General features: G+C 58.3%; 13 protein-coding genes and 4 tRNA genes. 4 read left to right on the forward strand and 13 right to left on the reverse strand.

Translation table 11 applies throughout. The annotated features are described in order from the left end of the window. Window positions 1–208 precede the first annotated feature (208 nt). Window positions 209–2,248, reverse strand: coding sequence for an FAD-dependent oxidoreductase (locus CKW38_RS28845; protein WP_095114508.1), 2,040 nt, complete (start codon window positions 2,246–2,248; stop codon window positions 209–211). A gap of 208 nt (window positions 2,249–2,456) precedes the next feature. Between CKW38_RS28845 and CKW38_RS28850 the strand changes: the two genes are divergently transcribed. Together CKW38_RS28850 and CKW38_RS28855 are read left to right on the forward strand one after the other, a co-directional pair. Beyond that, window positions 2,457–3,587 (forward strand): nitrilase-related carbon-nitrogen hydrolase, encoded by a 1,131-nt coding sequence (locus tag CKW38_RS28850; protein WP_095114510.1) that lies wholly within the window; start codon window positions 2,457–2,459, stop codon window positions 3,585–3,587. Window positions 3,588–3,590: 3 nt separating this feature from the next. After that, window positions 3,591–4,631: an AraC family transcriptional regulator gene (locus CKW38_RS28855; protein ID WP_095114511.1), complete on the forward strand. Its 1,041-nt coding sequence runs from the start codon at window positions 3,591–3,593 to the stop codon at window positions 4,629–4,631. A 419-nt stretch (window positions 4,632–5,050) separates the two neighbouring features. Here the strand turns inward: CKW38_RS28855 and CKW38_RS28860 are convergent, their stop codons facing one another. Both CKW38_RS28860 and CKW38_RS28865 read right to left on the reverse strand, forming a co-directional pair. Continuing rightward, window positions 5,051–5,917: a DUF2242 domain-containing protein gene (locus CKW38_RS28860; protein WP_095114512.1), complete on the reverse strand. Its 867-nt coding sequence runs from the start codon at window positions 5,915–5,917 to the stop codon at window positions 5,051–5,053. A 92-nt stretch (window positions 5,918–6,009) separates the two neighbouring features. Next, entirely contained in the window at window positions 6,010–6,909 is a 900-nt protein-coding gene (locus tag CKW38_RS28865; protein ID WP_007917313.1) for a LysR family transcriptional regulator, read from the reverse strand. A gap of 118 nt (window positions 6,910–7,027) precedes the next feature. On the opposite strand from CKW38_RS28865, the gene CKW38_RS28870 reads away from it, so the two are divergent. Next, the gene (locus tag CKW38_RS28870) at window positions 7,028–8,233 is read left to right on the forward strand and encodes an MFS transporter (protein ID WP_095114513.1); all 1,206 of its coding nucleotides are present in this window, start codon (window positions 7,028–7,030) and stop codon (window positions 8,231–8,233) included. Window positions 8,234–8,852: 619 nt separating this feature from the next. Here the strand turns inward: CKW38_RS28870 and CKW38_RS28875 are convergent. From CKW38_RS28875 to CKW38_RS28920, 10 genes are all read right to left on the reverse strand, one after another. Further along, window positions 8,853–10,724, reverse strand: a complete 1,872-nt coding sequence (locus CKW38_RS28875; protein ID WP_095114514.1) for a SurA N-terminal domain-containing protein — start codon at window positions 10,722–10,724, stop codon at window positions 8,853–8,855. Between the two features lie 228 nt (window positions 10,725–10,952). Then, window positions 10,953–11,225: an HU family DNA-binding protein gene (locus CKW38_RS28880; protein ID WP_003183171.1), complete on the reverse strand. Its 273-nt coding sequence runs from the start codon at window positions 11,223–11,225 to the stop codon at window positions 10,953–10,955. A gap of 148 nt (window positions 11,226–11,373) precedes the next feature. Further along, complete coding sequence (gene lon, locus CKW38_RS28885) at window positions 11,374–13,770, reverse strand: endopeptidase La (protein WP_007917325.1); 2,397 nt, start codon at window positions 13,768–13,770, stop codon at window positions 11,374–11,376. 163 nt (window positions 13,771–13,933) lie between these two features. After that, a complete protein-coding gene (clpX, locus tag CKW38_RS28890; protein ID WP_003223632.1) occupies window positions 13,934–15,217 on the reverse strand; it encodes an ATP-dependent Clp protease ATP-binding subunit ClpX in 1,284 nt (427 codons plus the stop codon). 112 nt (window positions 15,218–15,329) lie between these two features. Next, window positions 15,330–15,965: an ATP-dependent Clp endopeptidase proteolytic subunit ClpP gene (gene clpP / locus CKW38_RS28895; RefSeq protein ID WP_007951559.1), complete on the reverse strand. Its 636-nt coding sequence runs from the start codon at window positions 15,963–15,965 to the stop codon at window positions 15,330–15,332. A 93-nt stretch (window positions 15,966–16,058) separates the two neighbouring features. After that, entirely contained in the window at window positions 16,059–17,369 is a 1,311-nt protein-coding gene (tig, locus tag CKW38_RS28900; RefSeq protein WP_007917329.1) for a trigger factor, read from the reverse strand. A gap of 402 nt (window positions 17,370–17,771) precedes the next feature. Next, a tRNA-His gene (locus CKW38_RS28905) sits at window positions 17,772–17,847 on the reverse strand. Window positions 17,848–17,924: 77 nt separating this feature from the next. Further along, window positions 17,925–18,009, reverse strand: a tRNA-Leu gene (locus CKW38_RS28910). Between the two features lie 57 nt (window positions 18,010–18,066). Continuing rightward, window positions 18,067–18,142 (reverse strand) — tRNA-His (locus CKW38_RS28915). 32 nt (window positions 18,143–18,174) lie between these two features. Then, window positions 18,175–18,251, reverse strand: a tRNA-Arg gene (locus tag CKW38_RS28920). 275 nt (window positions 18,252–18,526) lie between these two features. Here CKW38_RS28920 and folD point away from each other — a divergent pair. Next, on the forward strand, window positions 18,527–19,381 hold the full coding sequence (gene folD, locus CKW38_RS28925; protein WP_007917331.1) for a bifunctional methylenetetrahydrofolate dehydrogenase/methenyltetrahydrofolate cyclohydrolase FolD: 855 nt from the start codon (window positions 18,527–18,529) through the stop codon (window positions 19,379–19,381). Window positions 19,382–19,388 lie beyond the last annotated feature (7 nt).

Consider the following 19,388-nt stretch of genomic DNA (forward strand, 5'->3'; position numbering starts at 1 on the left):
ATCGGCGCTTGGGTGAAAGGAGGAGGGGCGAAATCTCCCACGGTCTGTGCTGCGTCAACAGTCAGAATCGAGCCTTGTCCCTCCTCCTCCCTTCAAGTCCTACCATACAAGCGAGCCTGCTCGCGAAAGCGGAGTGTCAGCCAATACATATGTCGACTGACACCACGCCTTCGCGAGCAGGCTCGCTCCCACAGGTTCAGCGCAGGGCTTAAAGTTCAGCGGCGAGGCGCGAACCCTGGTTGATCGCACGCTTGGCATCCAGCTCCGCCGCGACATCGGCGCCGCCGATCAGGTGCACGTTCTGCCCCGCCTCAACCAGACCGTCGTGCAGTTCACGCAGCGGATCCTGCCCCGCGCAAATCACAATGTTGTCCACCGCCAGCAGTTGGGGCTCGCCAGTTTCACCGATTCGAATGTGCAGGCCTTGGTCATCGATGCTCAGGTATTCAACGCTGTTGAGCATCTGCACCTGTTTGTTCTTCAAACCGGTACGGTGAATCCAGCCGGTGGTTTTACCCAGACCATCACCGACCTTGGTTTTCTTGCGCTGCAACAGAAACACTTCACGAGCCGGGGCATGCGGTGCGGCTTTGATCCCGGCGACGCCACCGCGAGCCTCCAGTTTGGTATCGATGCCCCACTCTTTCCAGAACGCGGCGCGATCCTGACTGGTGGCCACGCCTTCGTGGACAAGGAATTCCGACACGTCAAAACCGATACCGCCGGCGCCGATCACAGCGACACGCTTGCCGACCGGTTTACGCTCAAGGATCACATCCAGGTAGCTCAGCACCTTGGCGTTGTCGACGCCCGGAATCGCCGGCACACGCGGCGCAATGCCGGTGGCGAGGATGATTTCGTCGTACCCGCCTTCAACCAGTTTCGCCACGTCGACGCGGGTGTTCAGGCACACCTCAACGTTAGTGGTCTGCAGCTTGCGCTTGAAGTAACGCAGGGTTTCGAAAAACTCTTCCTTGCCCGGCACGCGCTTGGAGATGTTGAACTGGCCGCCGATTTCACTGGCCGAATCGAACAACGTCACCTGGTGGCCGCGTTCGGCAGCTACAGTGGCGGCGGACAAACCGGCAGGGCCGGCGCCGACCACGGCGATTTTCTTGCTCTGCTGCACCGGCAGGTAGTTGAGTTCGGTTTCGTGGCACGCACGCGGGTTGACCAGACAGCTGGTCAGCTTGCCGCCGAAGGTGTGATCGAGGCACGCCTGGTTGCAACCGATGCAGGTGTTGATTTCGTCCGCACGACCTTCAGCGGCCTTGTTGACGAAGTCCGGGTCGGCGAGGAACGGCCGCGCCATCGAGACCATGTCGGCATCGCCCTCGGCAAGAATCTGCTCGGCGATTTCCGGGGTGTTGATGCGGTTGGTGGTGATCAGCGGGATCTTCACCGAGCCGCGCAGTTTGGCCGTGACCTTGCTGAACGCCGCACGCGGCACTTTGGTGGCGATGGTCGGAATCCGCGCTTCATGCCAGCCGATGCCGGTGTTGATGATGGTCGCGCCGGCTTGCTCGATGGCTTTGGCCAGGGTGACGATCTCGTCCCAGGTGCTGCCGCCCTCGACCAGATCGAGCATCGACAGACGGAAAATGATGATGAAGTTCGGGCCGACGGCTTCGCGGACACGGCGAACGATTTCCACCGGCAGGCGCATACGGTTTTCGTAGCTGCCACCCCAACGGTCGGTGCGGTGATTGGTGTGCGCGGCGAGGAACTGGTTAATGAAATACCCTTCCGAGCCCATGATCTCGACGCCGTCATACTCGGCGGTCTGCGCCAGTACCGAGCAGGTGACGAAATCATTGATCTGCTTCTCGATGCCTTCTTCGTCCAGCTCTTTGGGCTTGAACGGGTTGATCGGGGCCTGGATCGCACTCGGCGCGACCTGCTTCGGGCTGTAGGCATAACGCCCAGCGTGAAGGATCTGCATGCAGATCTTGCCGCCCGCGTCGTGCACCGCGCGGGTGACGATGCGGTGCTTGAGCGCTTCCTCCTCGGTGGTCAGCTTGGCCGCACCAGAATAGACGCCGCCCTCGTCGTTCGGACCGATACCGCCAGTGACCATCAGGCCAACGCCGCCTCGGGCACGCTCAGCGAAGTACGCCGCCATGCGCTCGAAACCACCCGGTTTTTCTTCAAGGCCCGTGTGCATCGAGCCCATGAGGGTGCGGTTGCGCAGCGTGGTGAATCCCAGGTCCAGCGGGGCCAACAGGTGCGGGTAATGAGCGGCGGTCATCGGTAACTCCACAACGAGCAATCACGGAAAAGTTGCGGGAGCTCTGCGGCCCCCGTCAGTCATGTTCGACAGACTAAGAGTCGCATCGCTGTCACTCAATGACCGTAACTGACAACTTATTGATCCAAATGCGCAGCGCCCCTTGGCAACCGGAGCCATGGGCCCTACCCTAGTCGCCATACCCTGCACCCGGTAGTTGTTGGTTTTCATGCGCAAACTTTTGTACCTGTTTTTTTCCATGGCCCTCGTTGCCGCCCTGACCACCTACGCCATGTGGGCGGCGGACCGGCCGGCGGGGCATTACCTGTCGGACTTACGCATTAAAGTCGCGGTCGATCAGGGCACCCCCGCCGATCGCGGCAATCTGCTGGGCATCCAGCCCGAACTGTTTCCCACCGATTATCAAAGCGCCGAACGCTTGCACCGCAAACTCGCGGCTTATCTGCAGCAAGCCCAGGATCAAGGCCTGCTGAATGACAAAACCGTCGTGGTATTGCCGGAAAACGTCGGCACCTGGTTGCTGCTCAGCGGTGAAAAAGACGAGCTGTATCAGGCCCCGACCCTCGCCGAGGCGATGAACTGGCTGGCGGCGAGCAATCCGTTGTTGTTCGCCCGCGCCTGGCTCAGTGCCAACGGCAGCGACCGCCTCAATGACGCGTACCTGCGCATGAAGTCCAAGGCGATGGCCAAGGATTACCAGGCACTGTTCGGTGGTCTGGCCAAAGAGTTTCATGTGACGCTGGTGGCGGGTTCGATCGTGCTGCCGGAACCGAGCATCCGTGATGGCCAGCTCAAACCCGGCAGCGGTGCGCTGTTCAACAGCAGCGTGGTGTTCGGCCGTGACGGCGTGCCGCTGGGTCAGCCGCAACGGCAGATGCACCCGGTGTTCGATCAACGTGAAGTGATCGAAGGTGCAGACAAACATGCGCTCAACGTGGTCGACACCCCGGCCGGACGCCTCGGTGTGCTGATTGGCAGCGACAGTTGGTATCCGGACAATTACCGCAAACTCGATGAGCAAAACGCACAATTGATCGCGGTGCCAGCGCAGGTGTTCGGCCAAGGTGCGTGGAATCAGCCATGGCGCGGTTACAAAGGTTCAAGTACCCCGGGCTCGGTCAGTCTCAAACCCGGTGAGCTTACAGAAGGACAGGCTTGGCATCGGTTGACGCTGACCGCGCAGCCACCGAGCAGCCGAGCGATCGCCGGCATCAGTGTGTTCCTGCGCGGGCAGTTCTGGGACAAGGCCAGTGCCGGTCAGAGTTTCCTCAGCAGCAACGGTCAGCAGTTCGCCGATGGCGAGGCCCGTGGCGCGCGTTTGTTGAACATCTGGTTGTAAGCCATGAAACCGCTGCCGATGCGTTTGGGGGATCTGTCGGTGGGCTTCGTGCACAGCCTCGCCGATGCCGTGCGCAGTCATGCGGTCGATCCGCAGCCGCTCCTCGAGCAATATGGCCTCGACGCCGCACGGCTGGCCGAGGCCGGGGCGCGTTTGTCGATTCCGCGCTATATGCGCCTGGGCCACGCGGCGATTCAACTGACCGGCAATTCGGCGTTGGGATTGCGCATGGGTCAGCTCAGTCGCCTGAGCCAGGCCGGGCTGGCCGGTGTCACCGCCGCACAAGCGCCCACCGTGCGTGAGGCCGCGCGCTGCCTGATCCGTTTCGAAGCGTTGTACGGCTCCAATTATCGCGGCCAGTCGAGTTTTCACGAAGACGCCCATGGCGCGTGGCTGCGTTTCTATTCGATCAGCCCGTACAACGCCTATAACCGTTTTGTCGTGGATTCAATCATCGCCGGGTGGTTGCATCAGCTATCCAGTGTCAGCGGTGAACCGCTGCGCGCCGAACGCATTGAAATCGAATTCGATGAGCCCGATTACCGCGAGGCTTACAGCGTGCTGGGGGATTGCCCGATCCAGTTCGGTGCCGAACGAAATCAACTGCGCCTGAACCTCAACAGCCTCGCACAGCGCAATCCCGAGCACTGCCCGAGTACCTGGCGGCATCTGCTGCAGTTGTGTGAGCGGGAACTTGAGCAATTGACCCGAACCCGCAGCCTGCGCGAACGCATCACTCAGCTATTGGGGCCGTTGCTCAATGGCGGCCGGGAACCCGACCTGGAAGAAGTGGCGGCACGCCTGAAGCTGCCGACCTGGACGTTACGGCGCAAACTGGCCGAAGAAGGCACGCAGTTTCGCTCGATCCTCAACGACACGCGTCGGGATCTGGCGATGACCTACATCCGCGACACCGAACTGGCTTTTGGCGAAATCGCCTACCTGCTGGGTTTCGCTTCAGCCGAAGCGTTCCAGCGAGCCTTTAAACGCTGGAGCGGTCAGACGCCCGGCGAATTCCGCCGCAGTCACCGCAAAACGGCATAAAAGCGCCTGCGCGTTACCAGCTTCAAGCTGCAAGTCAAAGCTCGGTGGCGTCTTCGGCGGGCTCGGGTTGATCCAGTTCAAAGGCCTGATACTCGAGCAGCTCTTCTTGATATTCATCCATCGTGTAATCCCCCTGCTGCTCTCTTGAATGGGCCTGAGCAAATGCCCAGTGCCTCGAGCTTAACGTGCTCGTGTGAAGGAAAAGTGAAACCCGGCCTTCATGATTAAAACGTAGCAGGTGGTCAGGAATTTATCGCGGGAATTTTGTCAGGGGAATGTAACTAGATTTTAAGCCACCGCAAAAACCACTGTGGGAGCGAGCCTGCTCGCGAAGGCGGCCAGTCAGTCACATGCGTGCTGAATGTTCCGACGCTTTCGCGAGCAGGCTCGCTCCCACAGGGATTTGCGGTGAGGCTGGTTTATTGGCCGGACGCTGGCATCGCCGGAATCGGCTCGGATGGCGGCGGGATGTCCGGGTTGGCCGGTGGCGTGATGGTTTCGGTCGTCGGCGCCGGTGCAGGTTCTGCGCTCGGCGCCGGAGTGATCGGCGCGGCCTCTGCCGGTGGCGCAACCGGTTCAGACGTCACTGGCGCGGCCTCGGCGGGTGCGGGAGCGGGCTCCGCTGCAGGCGCAGGGGTTGCGGCGGGCGCAGGCGTTGGAGTCGGCGTTGGCGTTGGCGCCAGCGCTGCCGGAGCCGCCTTCGCCTCAGGCACACCGAGGTCAGCCTTCGGCTTCTCTTCAATGTGCGCAGCTTTCTTTGCTTCCGCCGGCAGGAACAACTCCACCAGCGTGAAGAAGCGCTCATAGAACTTCTGCGACGTCACCGTCTCGCTGGCAACCTTGACCATCGAATCGTCGGACGAGCCGATCGGCATCGACACCGAACCCAACACACCCACGCCGAGGCTGGCGGAGTTGTTGGTCTTCTTCAGCGCATAACGATCCTGCAAGGCGTTGGCAAACATCGTCGCATGGTGCCCGACACTGCCGTCATCGGCGCAGACCACGTTGAAGCTGATCTCCATGTGGGTGTCGCCGGTTTGCTGGAAACTCTTGTGGCCACTGACCAGTTTCGGGTCACTGCTGGTGATGATGTAGCCCTGGCTGAGCAACGCACGACGGGCCGCTTCGCAACTGACCGAATCGGTCACCGGGTAATTGCGCGAAAACGTACCAGAGTCATCGAAGTTCTCATGCTCATACATCGGCTTGTCTTTCGAACAGCCGGCAACAGCGGTCAACAACAGCGCCAACCCGACAACACGCATGGGAGTGGAAATCAACATTGAACATCCTGAGAGAAAACAGTCCGGGGCGTATTGTGCAACAGATCACGACCCTGCGGCGCATGGATTAGTGTCTTAAAGCAGTTACAACTCTATCGACCGCGCGTTGCGGGAAAAAGTCGCAACGCCAGATGATCGATGAACACGCGCAGTTTCGCCGTGGCGTGGCGACTCGATGGCCATAGGACCCAGAACTGCCCGGTGTGTTCCAGATGCGCATCCAGCACCCGCTGCAAGCGCCCTTGGGCCTCGGCCTCACGGGTCATGAAATCAGGCAGACAGGCAATGCCCATACCGGCCAGCACCGCGTGGCTCACGGCCTCGATGGACGTACTGACCAGCCGCGTCGGCAACGTCGGCTCGGCGGCACCTTGCGCGCGGATCAGCGGCCATGTTTCCAGTTTGCCGGTCGCATGAAACGTATGCCGCAGGCACGCGTGCGCTGCCAGATCGCCCGGCGTTTGTGGCACACCGCGTTGCGCCAGATAAGCCGGGCTGGCCACCAGCACCATGTGAAAATCGCCCAACGGTCGCGCCATCAGTCGCGAATCTCGCGGTTTGCCGGTACGGATCACCGCGTCGAAACCTTCCTCAACCACATCGACCATGCGATCGGTCAAATCCAGATCCAGTTCAATCTGCGGGTACAACCCCATGAACTCGGTCATGACCGGCATCACCAGGCCATGCACCTGCGGCAGGCTGATGCGTAACTTGCCATGGGGTTTGGCGGCGGCATCACACAACTCGAATTCCGCCGCCTCGACTTCCGCGAGGATCTTGCGACAGCGCTCAAGAAACAGCGCGCCCTCACTTGTCAGCGTGACGCTGCGCGTGGTGCGCTGAAACAAACGCACGCCCAGTCGCGCCTCCAACCGCGCAATACTTTTGCCCACCGCCGACGATGACACCCCTTGCAGCCGCCCCGCCTCGGTGAAACTGCGCGTTTCGGCGACCTGAACAAACACCGAAATACTGCCCAGGCTATCCATACCACTCTCCCATTGCTGACATCCATGTCCGATATGTTCGGAACCTTAACCCGTTTTTCACCGATGTGCAGCGCTCTACCCTGTGCTCCTCGTCAACTCTGCACACGGATGCCGGCTCATGAACGACGCACAACTCGATTGCCCCGCACTTGAACAACCTGCCGAACGCCGCGAGCGATTACCCCTTGCTGCGCTGCTGGCACTGGCTACCGCCGGATTCATTACGGTCATGACCGAAGCCATGCCCGCCGGCCTGTTGCCGCAGATGAGCAGCGGCCTGAATGTCTCCCAGGCGCTGATCGGGCAATTGGTCACGCTGTACGCAATCGGCTCGATTCTGGCAGCGATTCCACTGACGATCGCCACCCGCGGCTGGCGGCGCAGACCGCTGCTGCTGTCCGCCATCGGCGGCTTTGCCATCGCCAACAGCATCACCGCGCTGTCGGAGCTGTATTGGCTAACGTTGATTGCACGTTTCATTGCCGGCGTATTTGCCGGATTACTTTGGGCACTGCTGGCCGGATATGCGAGCCGTATGGTCGCCCCGCACCTGCAAGGCCGCGCCATCACCGTGGCCATGCTCGGCGCGCCGCTCGCGCTATCACTGGGAATACCCGTCGGCACCCTGCTCGGCAGCCTGATCGGTTGGCGTCTGAGCTTCGCGATCATGACCGCGCTGACCGTAGTGTTGGTGGTCTGGGTACGCTGGCAAGTACCGGACTTCGCCGGCGAACGCGTGGGAAAGCGCATGCCGCTGCGTCAGGTGTTTAACTTGCCGGGCGTGCGAGCCGTATTGTTTGTCACCCTCACCTACGTCGTCGCGCACAACTTGCTCTACACCTACATCGCGCCCTTTCTGCAGCTTTCCGGGCTGGATACCAATGTCGACCGCGTGTTGCTGGTATTCGGCCTCGCCTCGGTGCTGAGCCTGTGGATCGTCGGCAGCCTGATCGACCGTTGGCTACGCGAACTGGTATTGATCAGCGCCGGATTGTTCATGCTCTCGGCGATAGCACTGGGTCTGTGGCGCGACTCGCCGAATGTGGTGTACATCGCCACCGCTGTGTGGGGACTGGCGTTTGGCGCAATGCCATCGCTGCTGCAGACCGCCTCAGCGAAAACCGCGAAAGAGGCTGCTGACACAGCGCAATCGATGCTGGTGACGTTGTGGAATGTCGGGATTGCTGGCGGTGGTTTGATGGGTGGTGTGTTGCTGGGCAACCTCGGTGTGGGGGCGTTTCCGTGGATCGTTGCAGGGTTGTTGGTGTTGACCCTGTCAGCAACTATCAAAGCTCGGAAACATGGTTTTCCAAGAGCCGAATGAGACCGAATGAGCTGTTGGATTAAGACCTGACCGCTGGAAATCGGCCGATTGACAGGCCGCCATCGCGAGCAGGCTCACTCCTACAATGGAACTGAGTACATCAGACAGAAGATGGGTCGGCTGTCAGGCCGCCTTCGCGAGCAAGCTCGCTCCCACAGTTAATTTGTATACCGCCCACGCGGCAAAGCCGCCCCACTCAACAGGATGAGCGTTAGCTCGGCTGCAGCTCTTGATCTTAAGGCCCGTCGGCAGGCTGAGTGGAGGGATTGATCCGGGGGTGGGAGCGCAGCGACCGTTCGACGAAGTCGAACACATCGAAAGGAGGTGCAGCGAAGCAAACCGTAGGCGATGCCCCCGGATCGATCCCGGAGCGAAGGAACCCCGAGCCCCAGCGAGCGGGCCGAACGTCAGGGCACAGACCTTTGGTTACTTTGGGGCGTTTGCCAAAGTGACCCGCCGTAAGGGCGGAACCGCCAGCGGCAACACCCGCAGAAACGGATATTCATAAAAAACACCCGCAGCATGGCCGGCCCAAAGGCCGCCACGCCCAGCCACCCAGCGCAAAAAAAAGCCCCGACCTATTCAGGCCGGGGCTTTCACATTACATCTCAGTCAACCATCAAAACCGCTTGATCTCAGCCTGAGCTTCCAACTGCTTGCGATACGCCGCAAAGTCCTGCTGCCCCTCACGCGAAGCAAGGAAACGACGGTACTGAACCTTCTCTTCATCCGTCGGCGCAGCCGCTTCGTTAACGCCATTCAGACGCACGATCATCAGACTGCCATCGGGCAACGTCACGCTGGTGAACGTCGGCTTGTCCTTGGCAGCCGGCTTCGGCATACGGAACAACGCCTGCAGCACCGCCGGATCAACACCTTCCTGACCACGAGTGGCCGCTTCGGTGGCTTTCCAGTTCTGACCCTCAACTGCCTTGTCCAACGGCGCCTTGCCATCACGCAGATCAGCAATCAGCTTCTCGGCCTTGGTCTTGGCAGCCGCACTGGCGTGCTCTTTGGTCAACTGAGTGCGGATAGCCACATTCACGCTTTCCAGCGGCAGTTGCACAGGCTTCAGGTGCTCCTTGGAACGCAGCACGATCACGGTTTCCGGATCCAGCTCAATGGCGGTGCTGTTGGCACCTTCGTCGATCACTTCAGTGCTGAACGCTGCGGTGACCACGGCACGGTTGGCCGCAACACCTTCGCCACCCTCACGACCGAACGGCTTGGAGGTGTGCACGGTCAGCTTCAGATCCGCCGCTGGCTGAGCCAGGTCAGACGCTTCGAACGCCGAGTCTTCCAGTTGCTTGGTCGCCTCGACAAAACGCTGCTCGACCTGTGCGGCTTTCAGCTCGCGGGTCAGCTTGTCTTTCAGGCTGGCCAGAGTCGGCACTTCAGGCGCTTCCACACCCAGCAGCTTGATCAAGTGGTAACCGAAGTCAGTACGAATCGGCTCGGACACCTGGTCTTTCGACAAGGAGTACAAGGCTTTTTCGAACGCCGGGTCGTAAACACCCGGACCTGCATAACCGAGGTCACCACCGTTGTTGGCCGAACCCGGGTCCTGCGAGAACTCCTTGGCCAGCGTTTCGAACTTCTCGCCCTTGGCCAGACGCGCCTGGACTTCGTCGATCTTCGCCTTGGCCTGAGCTTCGGTGGTCTTGTCGTTCACTTCGATCAGAATGTGCGCGGCACGACGCTGTTCCGACAGGTTGGCGATCTCTTTCTGATACGCCGCCTGCAGGTCTTCGTCCTTGACCGCAACCTGATCGAAGAACGAAGACTTCTTCAGTTCTACGTAATCGATGATCACTTGATCCGGAGTCATGAACTCCTTGGCGTGCTCGTCGTAGTACGCCTTGACTTCGTCGTCGGTCAGTTTGACCGCTGCCGGGTCAGCCTTGACGTTCAGGGTGGCGAAATCGCGGGTCTGTTTTTCCAGACGGGCAAATGCCAACACTTCAGCGTCGGTGACGAAACCGCTGCCAGCCACACCGGCACGCAGTTGGCCGATCAGCATTTCCTGAGCCAGCATCTGGCGGAATTGCATACGGCTGTAACCCAGTTGACGGATCACCTGGTCAAAGCGCTCGGAGCTGAACTTGCCGTCCACCTGAAATTCAGGTGTTTGCAGGATCACTTGGTCCAGTGCGCCTTCGGAGAAAGCGAATTTCGCTTGTTCGGCGCCTTGCAGCAGCAGCTTGCGATCGATCAGACCCTTGAGGGCCGATTCGCGCAGCATTTTCTCATCAAGCAAGGAAGCATCGAAGTCTTTGCCCAACTGTTGCATCAACTGACGGCGTTGCATATCAACGGCCTGACTCAGTTCGTTCTGGCTGATTTCTTCACCGTTGACCTTGGCCGCCTCATTCTTGTGAGTCGTGGCCTGGAAAATGGCGTCGAAACCGGTCAGAGCCATCAGTGCAACGATGACCCCGATAATGGTCTTGGCAATCCAGCCTTGTGAATTGTCCCTGATATTCTGCAGCATGCGTCCCCCAGAAACGGTTGAACTTCAAAATTAGGCAACCGTGGAGCGTGGGTAGAATCCGGATAGAAGAAAGGCGCATCCGAGGATGCGCCTTCTCGTAACTGGCGGAGCGGACAGGGCTCGAACCCTCGATCCCGGCGTTACAGGCCACTGTTTCAGCGACCTGCTCTACCGCTCCGCTGCCAAGTCAGGCATGACCCCGACCCGGATGGGTAAAAACCTGAAAACTTAGTTAACAGCTTCTTTCAGTGCTTTACCGGCTTTGAAACCTGGCTTCTTGGCAGCCGGGATTTCCAGAGTCTTGCCGGTCTGAGGGTTACGACCGGTACGAGCCGGACGGTCCGTCACGGAGAAAGTACCGAAACCAACCAGAACAACGGAGTCGCCAGCCTTCAGAGCGCCAGTGACGGATTCGATTACAGCGTCCAGCGCACGGCCAGCAGCAGCTTTCGGGATATCAGCGGATGCAGCGATAGCATCAATCAGTTCCGACTTGTTCACTCTAAGTCCCCTTATATCTATTTTGAGATGATTCTAAGTTTTTTGGTGAAAGCAAAAACGAGTGCTGAATGGCCTACAGACACTTAAGAGCCGCTTTATAACAAGGGCTCTAAAAAACTGTCAAGGAAGCCCCCCAGTCAAAAGCGTATTAATGCGTGCTAATTCTTTCCTTAGAGTCAGACTCACGTTTTTCGTCCTTGGCAACTATCTCCGGAGCCACATCCGGCAAGGGCTCCGGCGCGTATTGCAGCGCAATTTGCAGGACCTCGTCAATCCATTTAACCGGTTTAATCTGCAGATCCTGCTTGATATTGTCAGGAATCTCCTTCAGATCACGCACGTTCTCTTCCGGAATAATCACAATCTTGATTCCGCCGCGGTGAGCCGCCAGCAATTTTTCCTTCAGACCACCAATTGCCAGCACCTGACCACGCAGGGTAATTTCACCGGTCATGGCGACATCGGCGCGCACCGGAATCCCGGTCAATGCCGACACCAGCGCCGTGCACATGCCTACACCAGCGCTAGGGCCGTCCTTCGGGGTCGCCCCTTCCGGCATGTGGATGTGCGTGTCGCGCTTCTCGTGGAAGTCCAGAGGAATGCCCAGGCTCTTGGCGCGGCTGCGCACTACAGTGAGCGCAGCAGTGATCGATTCGACCATTACATCGCCCAGCGAACCGGTCTTGATCAACTGACCTTTACCCGGCACAACCGCGGCTTCGATGGTCAGCAATTCGCCGCCCACCTGTGTCCAGGCAAGGCCGGTCACCTGACCGATCTGATCCTGCTGTTCGGCCAGACCGTAGCGGAATTTGCGCACACCCAGGAAGTGCTCCAGCAGATCAGCTGTCACTTTCACCGAGAAGCGTTTTTCCAGTGCGTGCTCTTTAACAGCCTTGCGGCAAACCTTGGCGATCTGACGTTCGAGGCCACGCACACCGGCTTCACGGGTGTAGTAACGGATGATGTCGCGAATCGCTTCTGCGTCGAATTCCAGCTCGCCCTTCTTCAGACCGTTAGCGGCGATCTGTTTAGGCGAGAGGTATTTGACCGCGATGTTGATCTTCTCGTCTTCGGTGTAGCCCGGCAGACGGATCACTTCCATCCGGTCGAGCAGCGCCGGCGGGATGTTCATCGAGTTCGAGGTGCACAGGAACATCACATCGGAAAGGTCGTAATCGACTTCCAGATAGTGGTCATTGAAGTTGTGGTTCTGCTCTGGATCGAGCACTTCCAGCAATGCCGATGCCGGGTCGCCACGCATGTCACTGCCCATTTTGTCGATTTCATCGAGCAGGAACAGCGGGTTGCGCACACCCACTTTTGTCATCTTTTGAATCAATCTTCCCGGCATCGAACCGATGTAAGTCCGACGGTGACCGCGAATTTCCGCTTCATCACGCACACCACCGAGGGCCATGCGCACGAATTTGCGGTTGGTGGCGTGAGCGATCGACTCTGCCAGCGAGGTTTTACCCACGCCCGGAGGACCGACCAGGCACAACACCGGGCCACGGATTTTCTTCACGCGTTTTTGCACGGCGAGGTATTCAAGGATACGTTCCTTGACCTCTTCGAGGCCGTAGTGATCGGCATCGAGAATGTCTTCTGCACGCGCCAGGTCCAGGCGAACCTTGCTCTGCGCCTTCCACGGCACTTGCACCAGCCAGTCGATGTACGAGCGCACCACCGTGGCCTCAGCGGACATCGGCGACATCTGCTTGAGCTTGTTCAGCTCGGCCGTGGCCTTGGCCAACGCGTCTTTCGGCAGACCGGCAGCGTCGATACGCTTTTTCAGGTCTTCGATTTCGTTGTGGCCTTCGTCGCTGTCGCCGAGTTCTTTCTGAATGGCCTTCATCTGCTCATTCAAGTAGTACTCGCGCTGACTGCGCTCCATTTGCTTTTTGACGCGGCCACGAATGCGTTTTTCGACTTGCAGCAGATCGATCTCGGCATCCAGCAACGCCAGAACGTGCTCGACCCGGGCCGACAAATCGATGATTTCGAGAATTTCCTGCTTCTGCTCGATTTTCAGCGCCATGTGCGCGGCCATGGTGTCGACCAGGCGACCCGGCTCATCGATGCTGTTGAGCGACGACAGGACTTCAGCCGGGACTTTCTTGCCCAACTGCACATATTGTTCGAACTGCGACAGCAGCGTGCGCACGAACACTTCGGATTCGCGCTCGGCAGCGTCGACTTCTTCAATCAGCGAAACTTCAGCACGGCAGTGGCCGTCGACTTCGCTGAAGCGTTCGACAGTGCCACGCTGCTCACCCTCGACGAGAACCTTTACGGTGCCGTCAGGCAGCTTCAGAAGCTGTAGAACAGTGGCGATGGTACCTACGCGATAGAGAGCGTCTTCACCGGGATCGTCGTCAGCCGGGTTTCTCTGGGCCAGCAGGAGGATCTGCTTGTCGCCCGTCATCGCGGCCTCGAGGGCTTCGATGGATTTCTCGCGCCCCACGAACAGCGGGATAACCATGTGCGGATAAACCACGACATCACGCAATGGCAGGAGAGGCAATTCGATGGTTGTCTTCATGATTTCGCCTCTACGGCGGCCATATGGCCGTAATCAGATGGAATTGAGCTTGAAACCAAGATGGGGGCTGCCTTGAAAAAAAACAAGCGCTAAGCGGATGTAAAAAATGACATAAAAAAAAAGAGGCCCGAAGGCCCCTTCTTTATTCCAGCAGACTGAACGCTTACGCGTCCGGCGCTGCCTTGGCTGTCGGCTCACTGTTCTCGTAGATATACAGTGGCTTGGACTTGCCTTCGATCACGCTTTCATCGATCACGACTTTGCTCACCTCGGACTGCGAGGGGATTTCATACATCGTGTCGAGCAGTACACCTTCGAGAATCGAACGCAGACCACGGGCACCGGTTTTACGTTCCAGGGCACGCTTGGCGACCGATTTCAGCGCGTCGGTCCGGAATTCCAGATCCACGCCTTCCATCTCGAACAGCTTGGCATACTGTTTGGTCAGAGCATTTTTCGGCTCGGTGAGGATCTGCATCAGCGCAGCCTCATCCAGCTCGTCCAGCGTCGCGAGGACCGGCAGACGACCGACGAACTCCGGGATCAGACCGAACTTGACCAGATCGTCAGGCTCGACTTCACGCAGGGATTCACCGACTTTCTTGCCTTCTTCCTTGCTGCGCACTTCCGCATTGAAGCCGATGCCGCCCTTGGTGGAACGGTTTTGAATAACCTTTTCCAGACCAGAGAACGCACCACCGCAGATGAACAGGATGTTACGGGTGTCGACCTGCAGGAATTCCTGCTGCGGGTGCTTGCGACCACCTTGCGGCGGTACGGATGCGACCGTGCCTTCGATCAACTTCAGCAAGGCCTGTTGCACGCCTTCACCGGAAACGTCCCGGGTGATCGACGGGTTGTCGGACTTGCGGGAAATCTTGTCGATTTCGTCGATGTAGACAATACCCATCTGGGCTTTCTCTACGTCGTAATCGCACTTCTGCAGCAGCTTCTGAATGATGTTCTCGACATCTTCACCCACGTAACCCGCCTCGGTGAGGGTGGTTGCGTCGGCAATGGTGAACGGAACGTTCAGCAAGCGGGCCAGTGTTTCGGCCAGCAGGGTTTTACCGGAGCCTGTCGGGCCGATCAGCAGGATGTTGCTCTTGCCGAGTTCGACGTCGTCAGCCTTTTTGTCACGCTGGTTCAGGCGCTTGTAGTGGTTGTACACCGCTACGGCCAAAACCTTTTTGGCACGCTCCTGACCAATGACGTACTGGTCAAGGATGCCGCTGATTTCTTTAGGCGAAGGCAATTTATGCGCGCTGCTTTCGGCCTGGGCTTCCTGCACCTCCTCACGGATGATGTCATTGCACAGGTCGACGCACTCGTCGCAGATAAAGACCGAGGGGCCGGCAATCAATTTGCGCACTTCATGCTGGCTTTTGCCACAGAAGGAGCAATAGAGCAGCTTGCCGTTGTCCTCGCCGTTGCGGGTGTCAGTCATTCGTTCGATCCAAATCCGATAGGCTTGCAACACAAGATGAAGGCTATTGCGGGCTTTTTCAAGCCCGCCGCTGATCAGACAAGCCGACCAAGCCTATTTTGAGCTGCTTATTTTAAGCTGGGCGCTGGTTGATCACTTCGTCGATCAGGCCATATTCCTTCGCAGCTTCTGCACTCATGAAGTTGTCGCGATTGGTATCGCGCTCGATTTCTTCCAGAGTACGCCCGCTGTGCTTGGCCATCAGCGTGTTCAGACGCTCGCGAATGAAGAGGATTTCCTTGGCATGGATTTCGATGTCCGACGCCTGGCCCTGGAAACCGCCCAGTGGCTGGTGAATCATCACGCGCGAGTTCGGCAGGCAGAAACGCTTGCCCGGGGCACCTGCGGTCAGCAGGAATGCACCCATGCTGCAGGCCTGGCCGATGCAGGTGGTCGACACGTTCGGTTTGATGAACTGCATGGTGTCGTAGATCGACATGCCTGCAGTCACCGAACCGCCCGGGGAGTTGATGTAAAGATGGATGTCCTTGTCCGGGTTTTCCGCTTCAAGGAACAGCAGTTGCGCGCAGATCAGGTTGGCCATGTAGTCCTCTACCGGACCAACCAGAAAGATCACTCGCTCCTTGAGCAGGCGCGAATAGATGTCATAGGCGCGTTCGCCACGAGCAGATTGCTCGACAACCATCGGGACCAGGCCGCCGGCGGCCTGGATATCAGAGTTCTGCTGAATATAAGAATTACGGAACATGCTCTGCAGTCGCTCCCAAATAGTTATGTCTTGAATACGCATAAGCCAGCTCGAGAGCTGGCTTATGGTGTGTACTTCTTAACGCAAATTCAATCAGTCGGCTGTTGGAGCTTCTACCGGCTTGACTGCTTCTTCGTAAGAGACCGCTTTGTCGGTCACACTAGCTTTCTGCAGAACAGTATCCACAACTTGTTCTTCCAGCACAACCGAACGCACTTCGTTCAGCTGCTGCTCGTTTTTGTAGTACCACGACACAACCTGCTCAGGCTCTTGGTAAGCCGAAGCCATTTCCTGAATCATTTCGCGAACGCGAGCTTCGTCAGGCTTCAGGTCGAACTGCTTGACCACTTCAGCAACGATCAGGCCCAGCACGACGCGGCGCTTGGCTTGCTCTTCGAACAGCTCGGCCGGCAGTTGATCAGGCTTGATGTTGCCACCGAACTGCTGAACAGCCTGCACGCGCAGACGGTCAACTTCGTTGGACAGCAGCGCCTTAGGCACTTCGATCGGGTTGGTGGCCAGCAGACCGTCCATTACCTGATTCTTGACCTTGGATTTGATCGCCTGACGCAGTTCGCGCTCCATGTTCTTGCGAACTTCGGTGCGGAAACCATCGATGCCGCTTTCCTTGATGCCGAATTGAGCGAAGAACTCTTCGTTCAGCTCTGGCAGCTTAGGCTCGGACACAGTGTTGACGGTCACGGTGAACTCGGCGGTTTTGCCGGCCAGGTCCAGGTTCTGATAGTCCTCAGGGAAGGTCAGGTTCAGAACGCGTTCTTCGCCGGCTTTAGCACCAACCAGGCCTTCTTCGAAGCCCGGGATCATGCGACCGGAACCCAGCACCAGCTGAGTGCCCTTGGCGGAGCCGCCAGCGAATACTTCGCCGTCAACCTTGCCAACGAAATCGATGTTCAGTTGGTCTTCGTTCTGGGCAGCGCGATCGGCCACTTCAAAACGAGTGTTCTGCTTGCGCAGGATGTCGAGCATTTTGTCCAGGTCAGCGTCAGCCACGTCAGCGCTCAGGCGCTCAACGGTGATGCCGTCGAAACCGGCAACGGTGAACTCAGGGAACACTTCGAATACAGCAACGTATTCCAGGTCTTTGCCAGCTTCGAGCGACTTAGGCTCGATCGATGGCGAACCTGCCGGGTTCAGCTTCTGCTCGACCACAGCTTCGTAGAAGGAGGACTGGATCACGTCGCCTACCGCTTCCTGACGAGCATCAGCACCGAAACGGCGCTTGATTTCGCTCATTGGCACTTTGCCTGGACGGAAGCCAGCAATCTTGGCCTTTTGGGCAGTCTGCTGCAGACGCTTGTTGACCTGAGTCTCGATGCGCTCTGCCGGCACGGTGACGCTCATGCGGCGCTCGAGAGCAGTAGTATTTTCAACAGAAACTTGCATGGATATTCCTCGTTGCACAGACGTTAGCCGGCCGTTTCCGACCCCAGAATCAAGGGCATGCATTCTAGTGGGTCAAACTCAAGAAGTCACCCTACTGAAAACGGGTAAAAAAACAGCAGGCATATTATCGGGACCGCCACACCAATGCAGCGCGTCCCACAGGCGAATACAACCAATCACGCCAGGGCTCTGCGCCAACCGCTTCTATATATAGAAGAGACTGCCAATCACTCCCTGACGGCCGCTCTTGCAAGCAAGCCCGGCGAACAGCGCAGCATCATCGAGCAACATAAATACGACGAAGCGCCCTGCCCCTGCCCCCCGAAACCGGCAATCACCGGTTTTCAGAAGCGCTAAAACAAAAAAGGCGCCAGACTGTTAAATCTGGCGCCTTTCGAAATATGGGGTGGACGATGGGGATCGAACCCACGACAACGGGAGTCACAATCCCGTGCTCTACCAACTGAGCTACGCCCACCATATTGCGTAACAAAAAAGCCAAACAACTTCTTTGTTGAAACCTCACCAGCCCGAAGACATGAATGAAGCTTTAATTGGTGCGGATGAAGAGACTCGAACTCTTACGCCTCGCGGCGCTGGAACCTAAATCCAGTGTGTCTACCAATTCCACCACATCCGCGGATGAAGCTTTTAAAGCAAAGGCGCCAGACTTTTACATCTGGCGCCTTTCGAAATATGGGGTGGACGATGGGGATCGAACCCACGACAACGGGAGTCACAATCCCGTGCTCTACCAACTGAGCTACGCCCACCATATCGCGTTACTTGTGCCAAAGCTGCCTAATGGCGCACCCGGCAGGACTCGAACCTGCGACCATCCGCTTAGAAGGCGGATGCTCTATCCAGCTGAGCTACGGGCGCCTTATTAATCTGTACTCTTAAAGGACTACAAACTAAGTGCTTTCCAGTGTCGCAGAACCTTGATTCCGCTTCACCTTCTTAACCAGTGCTAGGCTGTGCCCGACAAGTGCGACGAATAGTATAGAGCGCTCCGAAGGTCGTCAAATCCTTTTTGAAAAAAATTCATTTAATTAAAGGAGTTAGAGGAATTTGCTGACCAAGCGCCTTTGCCCTCACCGCTCGACATGCGAGAATGCGTTCTCATTTTTTCCCCTCTCGATGGTTAATCACGCGCAATGACTGCACAACTAATCGACGGCAAATCGATCGCCGCCAGCCTGCGCCAGCAGATCGCCCAACGAGTTGCCGAGCGTCGCCAGCAAGGCCTGCGCACTCCCGGCCTCGCGGTGATCCTGGTCGGCAGCGATCCTGCCTCTCAGGTTTATGTCTCGCACAAGCGTAAAGACTGTGAAGAGGTTGGCTTCCTCTCTCAAGCCTACGACCTGCCCTCTGACACCACGCAAGACGCGTTGACCGATCTGATCGATCGCCTCAACGACGACCCTGCAATCGACGGCATCCTGCTTCAGTTGCCGCTGCCCGAGCACCTGGATGCCTCCAGACTTCTGGAGCGTATCCGCCCGGACAAAGACGTCGACGGTTTCCATCCTTATAACGTCGGTCGTCTGGCCCAACGCATTCCGCTGCTGCGTCCATGCACGCCTAAAGGCATCATGACGCTGCTGGAAAGCACTGGCGCTGACCTTTATGGCATGGACGCAGTGGTCGTCGGCGCCTCCAACATCGTCGGGCGCCCGATGGCGATGGAACTGTTGCTGGCCGGTTGCACCGTGACCGTGACTCACCGCTTCACCAAGGATCTGGCCGGCCACGTTGGCCGTGCTGATCTGGTGGTGGTGGCCGCCGGCAAGCCGGGCCTGGTCAAAGGCGAGTGGATCAAGGAAGGCGCGATCGTGATCGACGTCGGCATCAACCGTCAGGACGACGGCAAACTGGTCGGCGACGTAGTCTACGAAACCGCCCTGCCCCGCGCTGGCTGGATCACTCCGGTGCCGGGTGGCGTCGGTCCGATGACCCGCGCCTGCCTGCTGGAAAACACCCTTTATGCGGCAGAAACCCTGCACGCCTGAGTGGTAC

The organism is Pseudomonas sp. Irchel 3H7 (assembly GCF_900187605.1).
In the GTDB taxonomy this organism is placed as follows: domain Bacteria; phylum Pseudomonadota; class Gammaproteobacteria; order Pseudomonadales; family Pseudomonadaceae; genus Aquipseudomonas.

Coding starts and splice junctions, on each gene's coding strand:
- CKW38_RS28845 (WP_095114508.1), bottom strand. CDS start 2,248: ATGACCGCCGCTCATTACCCGCACCTGTTGGCCCCGCTGGACCTGGGA.
- CKW38_RS28850 (WP_095114510.1), top strand. CDS start 2,457: ATGCGCAAACTTTTGTACCTGTTTTTTTCCATGGCCCTCGTTGCCGCC.
- CKW38_RS28855 (WP_095114511.1), top strand. CDS start 3,591: ATGAAACCGCTGCCGATGCGTTTGGGGGATCTGTCGGTGGGCTTCGTG.
- CKW38_RS28860 (WP_095114512.1), bottom strand. CDS start 5,917: ATGTTGATTTCCACTCCCATGCGTGTTGTCGGGTTGGCGCTGTTGTTG.
- CKW38_RS28865 (WP_007917313.1), bottom strand. CDS start 6,909: ATGGATAGCCTGGGCAGTATTTCGGTGTTTGTTCAGGTCGCCGAAACG.
- CKW38_RS28870 (WP_095114513.1), top strand. CDS start 7,028: ATGAACGACGCACAACTCGATTGCCCCGCACTTGAACAACCTGCCGAA.
- CKW38_RS28875 (WP_095114514.1), bottom strand. CDS start 10,724: ATGCTGCAGAATATCAGGGACAATTCACAAGGCTGGATTGCCAAGACC.
- lon (WP_007917325.1), bottom strand. CDS start 13,770: ATGAAGACAACCATCGAATTGCCTCTCCTGCCATTGCGTGATGTCGTG.
- clpX (WP_003223632.1), bottom strand. CDS start 15,217: ATGACTGACACCCGCAACGGCGAGGACAACGGCAAGCTGCTCTATTGC.
- clpP (WP_007951559.1), bottom strand. CDS start 15,965: ATGTTCCGTAATTCTTATATTCAGCAGAACTCTGATATCCAGGCCGCC.
- tig (WP_007917329.1), bottom strand. CDS start 17,369: ATGCAAGTTTCTGTTGAAAATACTACTGCTCTCGAGCGCCGCATGAGC.
- folD (WP_007917331.1), top strand. CDS start 18,527: ATGACTGCACAACTAATCGACGGCAAATCGATCGCCGCCAGCCTGCGC.